Below are 14,598 nucleotides of genomic sequence, written 5' to 3'. Positions count from 1 at the left end.
ACCTTATGGACGCTACTCAGCGCAACATGCCGCTGCCGTAGCCCTTCAGGTTGGCTTTCTTCATCAGGGATTCGTACTGGTGCGAAACGAGGTGCGATTGTACTTGGGACATGAAGTCCATCACAACCACGACCACGATCAGCAACGAGGTCCCGCCAAGGTAGAACGGAACGTTTGCCGCAACCACCAGGAACTGGGGAAGCAAGCAGACGGCCGTCATATAGAGAGCACCGAACAAGGTCAAACGAGTCAAAACGCCATCAATGTAGCGCGCCGACTGCTCGCCTGGACGGATACCCGGAATAAAGGCACCGGACTTCTTCAGGTTTTCCGCTACGTCTTTCGGATTGAACATCAACGCCGTATAGAAGAAGCAGAAGAAAATAATCCCTGCACTAAACAGCAGAATATTCAACGGCTGACCAGGAGCGATCGACTGCGAGATGTCCTGCAGCCAGCCCATACCTTCAGACTGACCAAACCAGGCACCCAGCGAAGCCGGGAACAGCAAAATGCTGCTCGCAAAAATAGCCGGGATAACACCGGCCATATTCACCTTCAGCGGCAAGTGGCTAGTCTGCGCAGCAAATACCTTGCGGCCCTGCTGACGCTTGGCGTAGTGAACAGCAATACGACGCTGACCACGCTCAATGAACACCACGAAACCGATAATCGCTACTGCCAGCAAACCGATCGCAACCAGGGCAAAAATGTTGATGTCACCCTGACGCGCAGACTCGAAAGACTGCCCGATCGCTCTCGGAAGACCGGCGACGATACCTGCGAAAATCAACATCGAGATACCGTTGCCAACACCACGCTCAGTAATCTGCTCACCCAGCCACATCATGAACATCGCACCCGCCACAAACGTGGTTACTGCGACGAAATGGAAGCCAAAGTCACCAGTGAACGCTACGCCTTGCCCTGCCAGACCGATGGACATGCCAACAGCCTGGACAAGAGCAAGGACGACGGTGAGGTAGCGGGTGTACTGGCTGATCTTGCGACGGCCAGCTTCACCTTCCTTCTTCAACTGTTCCAGCTGTGGGCTGACGGCGGTCATCAGTTGCATGATGATCGATGCCGAGATGTACGGCATGATCCCCAGAGCAAAGATACTCATCCGTTCCAGCGCACCGCCGGAAAACATGTTGAACAAGCTAAGAATGGTCCCCTCATTCTGTCGAAACAGGTCCGCGAGTCGGTCCGGGTTGATCCCTGGAACCGGGATGTGTGCGCCTATTCGGTAGACGATAATCGCCAGGAACAGAAAACGCAGACGAGCCCAGAGTTCAGACATACCGCCTTTGCCGAGCGCAGAGAGAGCACCTTGCTTAGCCATTTATTCCTCGAACTTGCCGCCAGCTGCTTCGATAGCCGCACGCGCACCTTTGGTGGCGCCGATTCCCTTTCCGATGGTGACAGCGCGAGCAACTTCGCCCGACAGCATGATTTTCACACGCTGTACGTTCTGGTTGATCACGTTGGCATCCTTCAGGGACTGCACGGTGACGATGTCGCCATCCACTTTAGCCAGCTCGGACAGACGCACTTCTGCGCGATCCATGGCCTTCAGGGAAACGAAACCGAACTTCGGCAGGCGACGATGCAGCGGCTGTTGACCGCCTTCAAAGCCTGGAGCAATGGTGCCACCGGAGCGGGAGGTTTGACCTTTGTGGCCACGGCCACCGGTCTTGCCCAAACCACTACCGATACCACGGCCCGGACGATGCTTTTCGCGACGGGAACCCGGCGCTGGACTCAGATCATTGAGTTTCATCGATTAACCCTCTACACGCAGCATGTAGTAGGCCTTGTTGATCATCCCGCGATTCTCGGGAGTATCCAGGACCTCTACAGTGTGACCGATGCGACGCAGACCCAAACCCTTAACGCACAGTTTGTGGTTAGGGATGCGGCCGGTCATGCTTTTGATCAGCGTAACTTTTACGGTAGCCATGATCAGAAGATCTCCTTGACGCTTTTGCCACGCTTGGCGGCAATGGATTCAGGAGACTGCATTGCTTTCAAACCCTTGAAAGTGGCGTGAACCACGTTTACTGGGTTAGTCGAGCCGTAGCACTTGGCCAGAACGTTCTGAACGCCAGCAACCTCGAGGACAGCACGCATAGCGCCGCCAGCGATGATACCGGTACCTTCAGAAGCAGGCTGCATGTACACCTTCGAAGCGCCATGGGCGGACTTCATTGCGTACTGCAGAGTGGTGCCGTTCAGATCAACCTGGATCATGTTGCGGCGAGCAGCTTCCATTGCCTTCTGGATCGCAGCAGGCACTTCACGCGACTTGCCACGGCCGAAGCCAACACGCCCTTTACCATCACCAACCACGGTCAACGCGGTGAAAGTGAAGATACGGCCGCCTTTAACGGTTTTGGCTACGCGGTTAACTTGAACCAGCTTCTCGATGTAGCCTTCGTCGCGCTTTTGGTCGTTATTTGACATAACTTAGAACTCCAGCCCAGCTTCACGAGCAGCATCAGCCAGCGCCTTGACGCGGCCGTGGTACTTGAAGCCAGAGCGGTCGAAAGCCACCTGCGAGACGCCAGCGGCTTTAGCACGCGTAGCGACCAGCTGGCCAACCTTAGTGGCCGCGTCGATGTTGCCAGTGGCGCCATCACGCAGTTCTTTATCCAAAGTCGAGGCACTCGCCAGGACTTTGTTGCCGTCGGCCGAAATGACCTGGGCGTAGATGTGCTGCGACGAGCGGAACACGCAGAGACGCACGACTTCGAGTTCGTGCATTTTCAGGCGTGCTTTGCGAGCGCGACGCAGTCGAGTAACTTTTTTGTCGGTCATTTGCTATGCCCTACTTCTTCTTGGCTTCTTTACGACGGACGACTTCGTCCGCGTAGCGCACACCTTTGCCTTTGTACGGCTCTGGTGGACGGAAGTCGCGGATCTCGGCGGCCACTTGACCTACCAGCTGCTTGTCGATGCCCTTGATCAGGATATCGGTCTGGCTAGGAGTCTCAGCGGTGATGCCTTCCGGCAGTTCATAATCCACTGGGTGCGAGAAGCCAAGAGCCAGGTTCAGCACTGTGCCTTTTGCTTGCGCCTTGTAACCAACACCGACCAGCTGGAGCTTGCGCTCGAAGCCTTGGCTTACGCCTTGGACCATGTTGTTTACCAACGCACGAGTGGTACCAGCCATTGCGCGAGTCTGTTGATCGCCATTGCGAGCAGCGAAACGCAGCTCACCAGCTTCTTCAACAATCTCAACGGACGAATGGATGTTCAGTTGCAGAGTGCCCTTGGCACCCTTCACCGAAAGCTGTTGGCCTGCGAATTTGACTTCGACACCGGCTGGCAGCTTAACGGGGTTCTTAGCGACGCGTGACATGCTTATCCCCCCTTAGAACACAGTGCAAAGAACTTCGCCGCCGACACCGGCAGCGCGCGCAGCACGATCCGTCATCACACCTTTGTTGGTGGAGACGATAGACACACCGAGACCGCCACGAACTTTTGGCAGATCCTCGACGGACTTGTACTGACGCAGGCCTGGACGGCTAACGCGCTTCACTTCCTCGATGACCGGACGGCCTTCGAAGTACTTCAGCTCGATGGACAGCAGTGGCTTGATTTCGCTGCTGATCTGATAACCCGCAATGTAACCTTCGTCCTTCAGGACTTTGGCAACAGCTACCTTCAAAGTAGAAGATGGCATGCTTACGACGGACTTTTCAGCCATCTGGGCATTACGGATACGAGTTAGCATGTCCGCTAACGGGTCCTGCATACTCATGGGCTAGACGCTCCTAATACACAAAAAATTAGCCTTTCGGCTACTACGTGTCGCCGAGTACATCCGCGCGATAAAAGCACGGGCTCAGGCGAGCCGGGTATTCTAGACACACCCCACAAATGAATCAAGCCCCAAAAGGGGCTTGATTCAAGTTCAAGGTCACCGGCGGTCAGGATCTTGCGACCCCGAACACCGAGACATTGACAGTGCTTACCAGCTGGCTTTAACCAGACCTGGAACGTCACCACGCATTGCAGCTTGACGCAGCATGTTACGGCCGAGGCCGAACTTGCGGTACACGCCGTGCGGACGACCAGTCAGGCGGCAGCGGTTACGCATGCGCGAAGCGCTTGCGTCACGTGGCTGCTTCTGCAGTGCTACGGTAGCTTCCCAACGCGCTTCTGGACTTGCGTTCAGATCAACGATGATAGCTTTCAGCGCTGCACGCTTGGTGGCGTACTTGGCAACGGTGAGCTGACGCTTCAGCTCACGGTTTTTCATGCTCTTCTTGGCCATTTTCCTACTCCAATCAGTTGCGGAACGGGAATTTGAAAGCGCGCAGCAGTGCGCGACCTTCGTCATCCGTCCGAGCAGTGGTGGTCAGGGTAATGTCCAGACCGCGGAGAGCGTCGATCTTGTCGTAATCGATTTCCGGGAAAATGATCTGCTCTTTAACGCCCATGCTGTAGTTACCACGACCATCGAAGGACTTGGCATTCAGGCCGCGGAAGTCGCGAACCCGAGGCAGGGAGATCGACAGCAGACGATCCAGGAACTCGTACATACGCTCACGGCGCAGGGTCACTTTGACGCCGATCGGCCAACCTTCACGGACTTTAAAGCCAGCGATGGATTTCCGAGCGTAAGTCACAACGACTTTCTGACCGGTGATCTTTTCCAGGTCAGCAACAGCGTGCTCGATGACTTTTTTGTCGCCGATCGCTTCGCCCAGACCCATGTTCAGGGTGATTTTGGTAACGCGCGGAACTTCCATCACGTTCGAAAGCTTAAGTTCTTCCTTAAGCTTCGGTGCGATTTCCTTCCGGTAAATCTCTTTTAGTCGTGCCATGGTCTTCTACCTAGCAGTGTTCAAGCATCAACCGCTTTTTGGGTCGACTTGAAGACACGAATTTTCTTACCGTCTTCTACTTTGAAACCAACGCGGTCAGCCTTGTTGGTTTCGCCGTTGAAAATGGCGACGTTGGAAGCGTGCAGTGGCGCTTCTTTCTCGACGATACCGCCCTGTACGCCCGACATCGGGTTAGGCTTGGTATGGCGCTTGACCAGGTTCAAGCCACCAACAACCAGACGGTTGTCAGCGAGAACCTTCAGCACCTTACCGCGCTTACCCTTGTCCTTGCCGGCGATCACGATGATCTCGTCGTCACGACGAATCTTTTGCATGTCGGATCTCCTTACAGCACTTCTGGGGCGAGCGAGACGATCTTCATGAACTTCTCAGTACGAAGCTCACGGGTCACTGGCCCAAAGATACGGGTGCCGATTGGCTCTTGCTTGTTGTTCAACAGAACAGCAGCGTTGCCATCAAAGCGGATGATGGAGCCGTCAGCGCGACGAACACCGTGGCGAGTGCGGACTACAACAGCAGTCATCACTTGGCCTTTTTTCACCTTACCGCGAGGAATTGCTTCCTTGACGGTAACTTTGATGATGTCACCAATACCAGCGTAACGACGATGGGAGCCACCCAGCACCTTGATGCACATAACACGGCGAGCGCCGCTGTTATCGGCCACATCGAGCATGGATTGAGTCTGAATCATATAATTTCTCCGACCCCTAGCCCTTAGACTTCCACAGCGCGTTCGAGAACATCAACCAGCGCCCAAGACTTGGTCTTGGCCATCGGACGAGTTTCACGAATAGTGACTTTGTCGCCGATGTGGCACTGATTGGTTTCGTCGTGCGCGTGCAGCTTAGTCGAACGCTTAACGTATTTACCGTAGATCGGGTGCTTAACGCGACGCTCGATCAGAACGGTGATGGTTTTGTCCATCTTGTCGCTGACAACACGGCCAGTCAGCGTACGGACAGTTTTTTCGGCTTCAGCCATGATTACTTACCTGCCTGCTGGTTGAGCACAGTTTTCACGCGAGCGATGTCACGCTTAACTTGCGAGAGCAGATGAGACTGCCCCAACTGGCCAGTTGCTTTCTGCATACGCAGATTGAACTGGTCGCGCAGCAGGCCGAGCAGTTGCTCGTTCAGCTGCTGTGCTGATTTTTCACGAAGTTCATTCGCTTTCATCACATCACCGTCCGTTTAACAAAGGAGGTGGCGAGCGGCAGCTTTGCAGCAGCCAGGGCGAAAGCCTCACGCGCCAGCTCTTCAGAAACACCCTCGATTTCATACAGGACTTTGCCTGGCTGAATCTGGGCAACCCAGTACTCCACGTTACCCTTACCTTTACCCATCCGAACTTCGAGTGGCTTCTTGGTGACAGGCTTGTCCGGGAATACACGGATCCAGATCTTGCCGCCACGTTTTACGTGACGGGTCAGAGCACGACGCGCTGACTCGATCTGACGAGCGGTGAGACGACCACGAGCAACAGACTTCAGCGCGAACTCGCCGAAGCTGACTTTGCTACCGCGCAATGCCAGGCCACGGTTGTGACCGGTCATCTGCTTGCGGAACTTCGTACGCTTTGGTTGCAACATTTGGCGTACCCCTTACTTAGCAGCTTTTTTACGAGGCGCTGGTGCTTGTGGCTTCAGCTCTTCTTGGCGACCACCAATTACTTCGCCTTTGAAGATCCAAACCTTTACACCGATCACACCGTAGGTGGTGTGAGCTTCGTAGTTGGCATAGTCGATGTCGGCACGCAGGGTGTGCAGTGGCACACGACCTTCGCGATACCATTCAGTACGTGCGATTTCAGCACCGCCGAGACGACCGCTCACTTGGATTTTGATGCCTTTGGCACCAATGCGCATTGCGTTCTGTACAGCGCGCTTCATAGCGCGACGGAACATTACACGACGCTCCAGCTGCTGAGCTACGCTCTGCGCAACCAGCATACCGTCGAGCTCCGGCTTGCGGATCTCTTCGATATTGATGTGCACAGGCACACCCATTTGCTTGGTCAGGTCCTGACGCAGCTTCTCAACATCTTCACCTTTCTTCCCGATAACGATACCTGGACGAGCAGTGTGGATGGTGATGCGTGCAGTCTGCGCCGGACGATGGATATCGATACGGCTTACGGACGCGCTTTTTAGTTTGTCTTGGAGATACTCACGCACCTTCAGATCAGCGAACAAGTAGTCCGCATAAGTCCGACCGTCTGCGTACCAGACGGAGGTGTGCTCCTTGACGATTCCCAGGCGAATGCCAATGGGATGTACTTTCTGACCCATCTCTTCGACTCCGTTACTTGTCAGCAACCTTGACAGTGATATGGCAAGACCGCTTGACGATGCGATCAGCACGGCCTTTGGCACGTGGCATGATGCGCTTCAGCGAACGCCCTTCGTTGACGAAAACGGTGCTGACCTTCAGGTCATCAACATCTGCGCCTTCGTTATGCTCGGCGTTGGCTACGGCCGACTCCAGCACTTTCTTCATGATCTCGGCGGCTTTCTTACTGCTGAAAGCCAACAGGTTGAGCGCTTCGCCCACCTTCTTCCCGCGGATCTGGTCGGCGACCAAGCGGGCTTTCTGGGCGGAGATTCGAGCGCCCGACAACTTAGCGGCTACTTCCATTTCCTTACCCCTTAACGCTTGGCTTTCTTGTCAGCCACGTGCCCACGGTATGTGCGGGTACCGGCAAACTCGCCCAGTTTGTGGCCGACCATGTCTTCGTTAACGAGAACTGGGACGTGTTGGCGACCGTTGTGTACTGCGATGGTCAGACCGACCATTTGTGGCAGGATCATCGAACGACGCGACCAGGTCTTAACTGGTTTGCGATCGTTCTTTTCCGCCGCCACTTCGATCTTCTTCAGTAGGTGAAGATCAATAAAAGGACCTTTTTTCAGAGAACGTGGCACTGTCGTATCCCTCTATTTACTTGCGACGACGGACGATCATTTTGTCGGTACGCTTATTACCACGAGTCTTCGCGCCCTTAGTCGGGAAGCCCCATGGCGATACCGGATGACGACCACCAGAGGTACGACCTTCACCACCACCATGTGGGTGGTCAACCGGGTTCATGGCAACACCACGAACGGTTGGGCGAACGCCACGCCAGCGCTTGGCACCAGCTTTACCCAACGAACGCAGGCTGTGCTCGGAGTTCGAGACTTCGCCCAGGGTCGCACGGCACTCAGCCAGTACTTTACGCATCTCACCAGAACGCAGACGCAGGGTCACGTAGACACCTTCACGAGCGATCAACTGAGCCGAAGCACCAGCGGAACGAGCGATCTGTGCGCCTTTACCTGGCTTCAATTCGATGCCGTGTACGGTGCTACCAACTGGAATGTTACGCAGCTGCAGAGCGTTGCCCGGCTTGATCGGTGCCAAAGCACCTGCGATCAGCTGGTCGCCAGCACTCACGCCTTTAGGGGCGATGATGTAGCGACGCTCGCCATCTGCGTACAGCAGCAGAGCGATGTGAGCAGTACGGTTTGGATCGTATTCGATACGCTCGACGGTGGCAGCGATGCCATCCTTGTCGTTGCGACGGAAGTCGACCAGACGATAATGCTGCTTATGACCACCACCGATGTGACGAGTGGTAATACGGCCATTGTTGTTACGACCACCAGACTTCGATTTTTTCTCGAGCAGCGGTGCGTGAGGAGCGCCTTTATGCAGCTCCTGGTTGACCACCTTGACCACAAAACGGCGGCCAGGGGAAGTCGGTTTGCATTTAACGATTGCCATGATGCACCCCTTCCTTACTCAGCACTGCTGCTGAAATCGAGATCTTGGCCTGGCTGAAGGGAGATAACTGCCTTCTTCCAGTCATTACGCTTGCCCAGACCGCGAGCAGTGCGCTTGCTCTTACCCAGAACATTCAGGGTAGTAACGCGCTCTACTTTCACGCTGAACAGGCTTTCGACGGCCTTCTTGATTTCCAGCTTGGTTGCGTCGGTAGCAACCTTGAAAACGAACTGGCCTTTCTTGTCTGCCAGAACCGTAGCCTTCTCGGAAACGTGCGGGCCAAGCAGAACTTTAAATACGCGTTCCTGGTTCATCCCAGCAGCTCCTCGAATTTCTTCACGGCCGACACGGTGATCAACACCTTGTCGTATGCGATCAGACTGACCGGATCGGAACCTTGCACGTCACGAACATCAACGTGTGGCAGGTTGCGAGCAGCCAGGTACAGGTTCTGATCAACAGCGTCAGACACGATCAGGACGTCAGTCAGGCCCATGCCGTTCAGCTTGTTCAGCAGATCTTTGGTTTTCGGTGCTTCAACAGCGAAGTCCTGAACCACGACCAGACGATCAGTACGCACCAGCTCAGCAAGGATGGAACGCATTGCTGCGCGATACATCTTCTTGTTCAGCTTCTGGGAGTGATCCTGAGGACGAGCTGCAAAAGTGGTACCGCCGCCACGCCAGATTGGGCTACGGATAGTACCGGCACGAGCACGGCCAGTACCTTTCTGACGCCATGGGCGCTTACCGCCACCAGAAACGTCGGAACGGGTCTTTTGCTGCTTGCTACCTTGACGGCCGCCAGCCATGTAGGCCACGACTGCTTGGTGAACCAGCGTCTCGTTGAATTCGCCGCCAAATGTCAGTTCGGAAACTTCGATCGCTTGAGCGTCATTTACATTTAATTGCATGTCAGCTTCCCCTTAACCGCGAGCCTTGGCTGCTGGACGTACAACCAAGTTGCCGCCAGTAGCGCCAGGAACAGCGCCCTTGACCAACAACAGATTGCGTTCAGCGTCCACGCGCACTACTTCGAGGGACTGCACGGTCACGCGCTCAGCGCCCATATGACCGGACATTTTTTTGCCCTTGAATACACGACCAGGAGTCTGGCACTGGCCGATAGAGCCTGGAACGCGGTGGGATACGGAGTTACCGTGGGTGTTATCTTGCCCGCGGAAGTTCCAACGCTTGATCGTACCCTGGAAGCCTTTACCCTTGGACTGACCGGTTACATCAACCAGTTGACCAGCAGCGAAGATTTCAGCGTTGATCAGATCGCCGGCCTGGTACTCGCCTTCTTCAAGGCGGAATTCCATTACGGTACGACCAGCGGCAACGTTCGCCTTGGCGAAGTGGCCAGCTTGAGCAGCTGTTACACGCGAAGCACGACGCTCGCCGACAGTGACTTGCACTGCACGATAGCCATCGGTCTCTTCAGTTTTGAACTGGGTGACGCGATTCGGCTCGATCTCAATGACCGTGACCGGAATGGAGACACCTTCTTCGGTGAAAATACGGGTCATACCGCATTTACGACCGACTACACCAATAGTCATGTTGTAAACCTCATGAGTGTACGGGGCTTTCACCCGCTATGGCCGCCCATTTCAGAGCGTTACACGACCAAGACCGAGTCTTAGCCGAGGCTGATCTGCACTTCCACACCGGCCGCAAGATCAAGCTTCATAAGTGCATCAACGGTTTTATCCGTTGGCTGGACGATGTCCAGAACGCGCTTATGAGTACGGATCTCGTACTGGTCACGCGCGTCTTTGTTGACGTGCGGGGAGACCAGAACGGTGAACCGCTCTTTACGGGTAGGCAGTGGAATTGGACCACGCACTTGAGCACCAGTACGTTTCGCGGTTTCCACGATTTCCTGGGTGGATTGGTCGATCAGGCGATGGTCAAAAGCCTTCAACCTGATACGGATTTGCTGATTTTGCATTGGATTTCAGACTCCGGCTGCTATTCCCACCGAGCGCAATACGCCCGTTAAAAGGAGGCGCAATTCTATAGACGCCCCTGATAGGTGTCAACCCAATAAAAAAGCCCCCGCTAGGCGGGGGCTCTTCAACTCATCAAGCTGACTCTACAAGAGACTTACTCGATGACTTTGGCTACGACACCAGCGCCGACGGTACGACCGCCTTCACGGATAGCGAAACGCAGACCGTCTTCCATCGCGATGGTCTTGATCAGAGTGACAGTCATCTGGATGTTGTCACCTGGCATTACCATTTCAACGCCTTCTGGCAGCTCGCAGTTACCGGTCACGTCAGTTGTACGGAAGTAGAACTGTGGACGGTAGCCTTTGAAGAACGGAGTATGACGGCCGCCTTCTTCCTTGCTCAGAACGTAAACTTCTGCAGTGAACTTGGTGTGCGGCTTGACGGTGCCTGGCTTGACCAGAACCTGGCCACGCTCAACGTCGTCACGCTTGGTGCCGCGCAGCAGTACGCCGCAGTTCTCGCCTGCACGACCTTCGTCGAGCAGCTTGCGGAACATTTCAACGCCGGTGCAGGTAGTTTTCTGAGTGTCGCGCAGACCGACGATCTCAACTTCTTCCTGGATGCGGACGATGCCACGCTCAACACGGCCAGTCACAACAGTACCGCGACCGGAGATCGAGAATACGTCTTCGATTGGCATCAGGAACGGCTTGTCGATAGCACGCTCTGGCTCTGGGATGTAGCTGTCCAGAGTTTCCACCAGCTTCTTGACAGCGGTGGTGCCCATTTCGTTGTCGTCTTGGCCGTTCAGAGCCATCAGAGCCGAACCGATGATGATTGGAGTGTCATCACCTGGGAAGTCGTAAGTGCTCAGCAGATCGCGCACTTCCATCTCAACCAGTTCCAGCAGCTCAGCGTCGTCAACCATGTCAGCCTTGTTCAGGAAGACAACGATGTACGGAACGCCTACCTGACGGGACAGCAGGATGTGCTCACGGGTTTGCGGCATCGGACCATCAGCGGCCGAGCAAACCAGGATCGCGCCGTCCATCTGGGCAGCACCAGTGATCATGTTTTTTACGTAGTCGGCGTGACCTGGGCAGTCAACGTGTGCGTAGTGACGCACGGCCGAATCGTATTCAACGTGAGCGGTGTTGATGGTGATACCGCGAGCTTTCTCTTCCGGGGCGCTGTCGATCTTGTCGAAGTCAACCTTGGCCGAACCGAAAACTTCGGAGCAGACACGGGTCAGAGCAGCGGTCAGCGTGGTTTTACCGTGGTCGACGTGACCGATGGTGCCAACGTTGACGTGCGGTTTGTTCCGTTCAAATTTTTCTTTAGCCACGACAATTAACTCCTAGCTTAAAGGGCTGAATCAGCCTTGCTTTTTGGTAACAGTTTCGACGATATGCGACGGAGCTGTATTGTATTTTTTGAATTCCATAGAGTAGCTCGCGCGACCCTGAGACATGGAACGAACGTCGGTTGCGTAACCGAACATTTCACCCAACGGAACCTCGGCACGAATGACCTTGCCGGAAACCGTATCTTCCATACCCAGAATCATGCCACGACGACGGTTAAGGTCGCCCATGACATCACCCATGTAGTCTTCAGGCGTAACAACCTCTACCGCCATGATCGGCTCAAGCAACTCACCACCGCCCTTCTGGGCCAGTTGCTTGGTCGCCATGGAAGCAGCCACCTTAAACGCCATCTCGTTGGAGTCGACGTCGTGGTAAGAACCATCGAACACAGTCGCCTTCAGGCCGATCAGCGGATAGCCGGCAACAACGCCGTTCTTCATCTGCTCTTCGATACCCTTCTGGATCGCCGGGATGTATTCCTTAGGAACCACACCACCTACGACTTCGTTCACGAATTGCAGACCTTCCTGACCTTCGTCAGCCGGCGCAAAACGAATCCAGCAGTGACCGAACTGGCCACGACCACCGGACTGGCGAACGAACTTGCCTTCAATTTCACAGTTCTTCGTGATGCGCTCACGATAGGAAACCTGAGGCTTGCCGATGTTGGCTTCGACGTTGAACTCACGGCGCATCCGGTCAACCAGGATGTCCAGGTGCAACTCGCCCATGCCAGAGATGATCGTTTGACCGGTCTCTTCATCAGTCTTGACGCGGAAAGATGGATCTTCCTGAGCAAGCTTGCCCAGAGCGATACCCATTTTTTCCTGGTCATCCTTGGTTTTTGGCTCAACGGCAACCGAAATAACCGGCTCCGGGAAGTCCATGCGAACCAGGATGATCGGCTTGTCAGCGTTGCACAAGGTTTCACCGGTGGTGACGTCCTTCATGCCGATCAAGGCCGCGATGTCGCCAGCGCGCACTTCCTTGATCTCTTCGCGGGCGTTTGCGTGCATTTGCACCATACGACCCACACGCTCTTTCTTGCCTTTAACAGAGTTGATCACGCCGTCGCCGGAGTTCAACACGCCCGAGTAAACCCGAACGAAGGTCAAGGTGCCCACGAATGGGTCGGTAGCGATCTTGAACGCCAGGGCCGCGAAAGGCTCGTCGTCGCTTGCATGACGCTCCATTTCCTCTTCCTCGTTATCAGGGTTGGAACCCTTGATAGCAGGAATGTCGGTTGGAGCAGGCAGGAAGTCGATCACAGCATCGAGAACCAGGGGAACACCCTTGTTCTTGAAGGAAGAACCGCAAACAGCCAGAACGATCTCACCAGCGATGGTACGCTGACGCAGAGCGGCCTTGATTTCCTCGTTGGTGAGCTCTTCACCCTCAAGGTACTTGTTCATCAGCTCTTCGTTGGCTTCGGCCGCAGCCTCAACCATGTTGCCGCGCCACTTCTCGGCTTCTTCCAGCAACTCTGCCGGGATGTCCTTGCGAACAGGAACCATACCCTTGTCAGAATCGTTCCAGTAGACAGCTTGCATGTTGATCAGATCGATCTGACCCTGGAAGTTGTCTTCGGAACCGATAGCCAGCTGGATCGGCACCGGAGTGTGACCCAGACGCTGCTTGATCTGACCGATCACGCGCAGGAAGTTGGCACCAGCACGGTCCATCTTGTTTACGTAAACAAGACGTGGAACACCGTATTTGTTGGCCTGACGCCATACGGTTTCCGACTGAGGCTCAACACCCGAGGTACCGCAGAACACAACCACAGCGCCGTCGAGTACACGCAGGGAACGCTCAACTTCAATGGTGAAGTCCACGTGACCCGGGGTATCGATAACGTTGAAGCGATGCTCGTGCGGATACTGCTTCTCGGAACCCTTCCAGAAGGCGGTAATGGCAGCAGAAGTAATGGTAATACCACGCTCCTGCTCCTGCACCATCCAGTCGGTGGTCGCGGCGCCATCATGCACCTCGCCCATCTTGTGACTTTTGCCAGTGTAAAAAAGGACGCGCTCAGTGGTGGTGGTTTTACCAGCATCCACGTGGGCAACGATACCGATGTTACGGTAGCGATTAATCGGTGTAGTACGAGCCATAAAGCCCTCGCAAATTGAGTGACGCTAGAATTAGAAGCGGTAGTGCGAGAAAGCCTTGTTGGCTTCAGCCATACGGTGCACGTCTTCACGCTTCTTAACTGCAGCACCTTTACCTTCAGCAGCGTCCAACAGTTCGCCAGCCAAACGCAGAGCCATGGACTTCTCACCGCGCTTGCGGGCGAAGTCTACCAACCAGCGCATTGCCAGGGCGTTACGACGGGACGGACGAACTTCGACCGGAACCTGGTAAGTAGCACCGCCTACACGGCGCGACTTCACTTCGACCAGCGGAGCGATGGCGTCGAGAGCTTTCTCGAAGATTTCCAGGGGATCGCTGTTCTTGCGTTCCTTAACTTTGTCCAGTGCGCCATAAACAATACGCTCGGCAACGGCTTTCTTGCCGCTTTCCATTACGTGGTTCATGAACTTGGCGAGAATCTGGCTTCCGTATTTCGGATCGTCCAGAATCTCACGTTTGGCTGCTACGCGACGTCTTGGCATTGATAAGCCCTCAAACGGTCTTCAGGTTAGCCCGGG

At 55.0% G+C, this 14,598-nt stretch carries 25 protein-coding genes; all 25 read right to left on the bottom strand.

Translation table 11 applies throughout. The features are described 5' to 3' along the window. Window positions 1–16 precede the first annotated feature (16 nt). Entirely contained in the window at window positions 17–1,345 is a 1,329-nt protein-coding gene (secY, locus tag HQ912_RS04240; RefSeq protein WP_047229771.1) for a preprotein translocase subunit SecY, read from the bottom strand. Next, complete coding sequence (gene rplO / locus HQ912_RS04235; RefSeq protein ID WP_003186032.1) at window positions 1,346–1,783, bottom strand: 50S ribosomal protein L15; 438 nt, start codon at window positions 1,781–1,783, stop codon at window positions 1,346–1,348. 3 nt (window positions 1,784–1,786) lie between these two features. Next, window positions 1,787–1,963: a 50S ribosomal protein L30 gene (rpmD, locus tag HQ912_RS04230; RefSeq protein ID WP_003186033.1), complete on the bottom strand. Its 177-nt coding sequence runs from the start codon at window positions 1,961–1,963 to the stop codon at window positions 1,787–1,789. Between the two features lie 2 nt (window positions 1,964–1,965). After that, window positions 1,966–2,466: a 30S ribosomal protein S5 gene (gene rpsE, locus HQ912_RS04225; RefSeq protein WP_003186035.1), complete on the bottom strand. Its 501-nt coding sequence runs from the start codon at window positions 2,464–2,466 to the stop codon at window positions 1,966–1,968. A 3-nt stretch (window positions 2,467–2,469) separates the two neighbouring features. Then, window positions 2,470–2,820, bottom strand: a complete 351-nt coding sequence (rplR, locus tag HQ912_RS04220; protein WP_003186037.1) for a 50S ribosomal protein L18 — start codon at window positions 2,818–2,820, stop codon at window positions 2,470–2,472. 10 nt (window positions 2,821–2,830) lie between these two features. Beyond that, complete coding sequence (rplF, locus tag HQ912_RS04215) at window positions 2,831–3,364, bottom strand: 50S ribosomal protein L6 (protein ID WP_003186039.1); 534 nt, start codon at window positions 3,362–3,364, stop codon at window positions 2,831–2,833. Window positions 3,365–3,376: 12 nt separating this feature from the next. Further along, window positions 3,377–3,769 (bottom strand): 30S ribosomal protein S8, encoded by a 393-nt coding sequence (gene rpsH, locus HQ912_RS04210; protein WP_017848802.1) that lies wholly within the window; start codon window positions 3,767–3,769, stop codon window positions 3,377–3,379. Between the two features lie 210 nt (window positions 3,770–3,979). Then, window positions 3,980–4,285: a 30S ribosomal protein S14 gene (gene rpsN / locus HQ912_RS04205; RefSeq protein WP_003186042.1), complete on the bottom strand. Its 306-nt coding sequence runs from the start codon at window positions 4,283–4,285 to the stop codon at window positions 3,980–3,982. A gap of 13 nt (window positions 4,286–4,298) precedes the next feature. Further along, window positions 4,299–4,838 carry a 50S ribosomal protein L5 gene (gene rplE, locus HQ912_RS04200; protein WP_003186044.1) on the bottom strand — a complete coding sequence of 180 codons (540 nt, stop codon included), beginning with the start codon at window positions 4,836–4,838 and terminating at the stop codon, window positions 4,299–4,301. Window positions 4,839–4,858: 20 nt separating this feature from the next. Continuing rightward, window positions 4,859–5,173, bottom strand: a complete 315-nt coding sequence (gene rplX, locus HQ912_RS04195; protein WP_003186046.1) for a 50S ribosomal protein L24 — start codon at window positions 5,171–5,173, stop codon at window positions 4,859–4,861. Between the two features lie 11 nt (window positions 5,174–5,184). Next, window positions 5,185–5,553 carry a 50S ribosomal protein L14 gene (rplN, locus tag HQ912_RS04190; RefSeq protein ID WP_002555479.1) on the bottom strand — a complete coding sequence of 123 codons (369 nt, stop codon included), beginning with the start codon at window positions 5,551–5,553 and terminating at the stop codon, window positions 5,185–5,187. 23 nt (window positions 5,554–5,576) lie between these two features. Next, a complete protein-coding gene (rpsQ, locus tag HQ912_RS04185) occupies window positions 5,577–5,843 on the bottom strand; it encodes a 30S ribosomal protein S17 (RefSeq protein ID WP_003194644.1) in 267 nt (88 codons plus the stop codon). A 2-nt stretch (window positions 5,844–5,845) separates the two neighbouring features. Then, on the bottom strand, window positions 5,846–6,037 hold the full coding sequence (gene rpmC / locus HQ912_RS04180) for a 50S ribosomal protein L29 (protein ID WP_002555481.1): 192 nt from the start codon (window positions 6,035–6,037) through the stop codon (window positions 5,846–5,848). Next, entirely contained in the window at window positions 6,037–6,450 is a 414-nt protein-coding gene (gene rplP / locus HQ912_RS04175) for a 50S ribosomal protein L16 (protein ID WP_003186052.1), read from the bottom strand. Before rplP ends, rpmC begins: the two co-directional genes overlap by 1 nt. Window positions 6,451–6,462: 12 nt before the next feature. Next, window positions 6,463–7,149, bottom strand: coding sequence for a 30S ribosomal protein S3 (gene rpsC, locus HQ912_RS04170; protein ID WP_003176422.1), 687 nt, complete (start codon window positions 7,147–7,149; stop codon window positions 6,463–6,465). Window positions 7,150–7,162: 13 nt separating this feature from the next. After that, entirely contained in the window at window positions 7,163–7,495 is a 333-nt protein-coding gene (rplV, locus tag HQ912_RS04165) for a 50S ribosomal protein L22 (RefSeq protein ID WP_003103908.1), read from the bottom strand. 11 nt (window positions 7,496–7,506) lie between these two features. After that, window positions 7,507–7,782, bottom strand: coding sequence for a 30S ribosomal protein S19 (gene rpsS, locus HQ912_RS04160; RefSeq protein WP_002555486.1), 276 nt, complete (start codon window positions 7,780–7,782; stop codon window positions 7,507–7,509). 16 nt (window positions 7,783–7,798) lie between these two features. Further along, the gene (gene rplB, locus HQ912_RS04155) at window positions 7,799–8,623 is read right to left on the bottom strand and encodes a 50S ribosomal protein L2 (RefSeq protein WP_003186055.1); all 825 of its coding nucleotides are present in this window, start codon (window positions 8,621–8,623) and stop codon (window positions 7,799–7,801) included. 14 nt (window positions 8,624–8,637) lie between these two features. Beyond that, window positions 8,638–8,937: a 50S ribosomal protein L23 gene (gene rplW, locus HQ912_RS04150; protein WP_002555488.1), complete on the bottom strand. Its 300-nt coding sequence runs from the start codon at window positions 8,935–8,937 to the stop codon at window positions 8,638–8,640. Beyond that, window positions 8,934–9,536 (bottom strand): 50S ribosomal protein L4, encoded by a 603-nt coding sequence (gene rplD, locus HQ912_RS04145; RefSeq protein ID WP_003186057.1) that lies wholly within the window; start codon window positions 9,534–9,536, stop codon window positions 8,934–8,936. The genes rplW and rplD overlap by 4 nt, the downstream gene beginning before the upstream one ends. A gap of 12 nt (window positions 9,537–9,548) precedes the next feature. Next, window positions 9,549–10,184 (bottom strand): 50S ribosomal protein L3, encoded by a 636-nt coding sequence (gene rplC / locus HQ912_RS04140; protein WP_003186059.1) that lies wholly within the window; start codon window positions 10,182–10,184, stop codon window positions 9,549–9,551. Window positions 10,185–10,264: 80 nt separating this feature from the next. After that, the gene (rpsJ, locus tag HQ912_RS04135) at window positions 10,265–10,576 is read right to left on the bottom strand and encodes a 30S ribosomal protein S10 (protein ID WP_003186070.1); all 312 of its coding nucleotides are present in this window, start codon (window positions 10,574–10,576) and stop codon (window positions 10,265–10,267) included. A gap of 155 nt (window positions 10,577–10,731) precedes the next feature. Further along, on the bottom strand, window positions 10,732–11,925 hold the full coding sequence (gene tuf / locus HQ912_RS04130) for an elongation factor Tu (protein WP_003186103.1): 1,194 nt from the start codon (window positions 11,923–11,925) through the stop codon (window positions 10,732–10,734). Between the two features lie 30 nt (window positions 11,926–11,955). Next, window positions 11,956–14,061 carry an elongation factor G gene (gene fusA, locus HQ912_RS04125; RefSeq protein ID WP_047230481.1) on the bottom strand — a complete coding sequence of 702 codons (2,106 nt, stop codon included), beginning with the start codon at window positions 14,059–14,061 and terminating at the stop codon, window positions 11,956–11,958. Window positions 14,062–14,091: 30 nt separating this feature from the next. Continuing rightward, window positions 14,092–14,562, bottom strand: a complete 471-nt coding sequence (gene rpsG, locus HQ912_RS04120; protein WP_003186074.1) for a 30S ribosomal protein S7 — start codon at window positions 14,560–14,562, stop codon at window positions 14,092–14,094. Window positions 14,563–14,598: the final 36 nt, after the last annotated feature.

The sequence above is a fragment of the Pseudomonas sp. MPDS genome (genome assembly GCF_013283895.1).
In the GTDB taxonomy this organism is placed as follows: Bacteria; Pseudomonadota; Gammaproteobacteria; order Pseudomonadales; family Pseudomonadaceae; genus Aquipseudomonas; species Aquipseudomonas rhizophila.
The sequence above is the reverse complement of the archived record's forward strand: the minus strand, read 5'-3'. Positions and strand labels throughout refer to the sequence as shown.